The sequence below is a fragment of the Sphingomonas sp. SRS2 genome (genome assembly GCF_000971055.1).
Taxonomy (GTDB): domain Bacteria; phylum Pseudomonadota; class Alphaproteobacteria; order Sphingomonadales; family Sphingomonadaceae; genus Rhizorhabdus.
Window position 1 is genome coordinate 1 of sequence record NZ_LARW01000064.1, and the last position, 300, is coordinate 300.

General features: G+C 60.7%; 1 protein-coding gene. It reads left to right on the forward strand.

Features of this window, described 5'->3' with window-relative positions; translation table 11 throughout:
* A partial coding sequence (locus WP12_RS24000) for an integrase catalytic subunit (protein WP_084691001.1) occupies nt 1-93 on the forward strand: 93 nt, incomplete at its 5' end.
* Nucleotides 94-300: the final 207 nt, after the last annotated feature.

Consider the following 300-nt stretch of genomic DNA (forward strand, 5'->3'; position numbering starts at 1 on the left):
GCGCCGGAGGCCGTTCCATCTCCAGTGTCGCCCTCCGGTTCCGCTTCGCTCCACCTACGGCCAACACTGGAGATGGAGGCGTCAATGCACTAACAATCCGCTCGGACCACTCGGTGGGGGCCGGTCACGGTGATGTCGGCGATGCTTACATTCGCCTCAAATAAGAAAAGCCCAGTCCCCTTTCGGGGGCCGGGCATATTGGCGACTTGTTGTCGCTGGTATCGATGGTTGCGGGGACAGGATTTGAACCTGTGACCTTCAGGTTATGAGCCTGACGAGCTACCGGGCTGCTCCACCCCG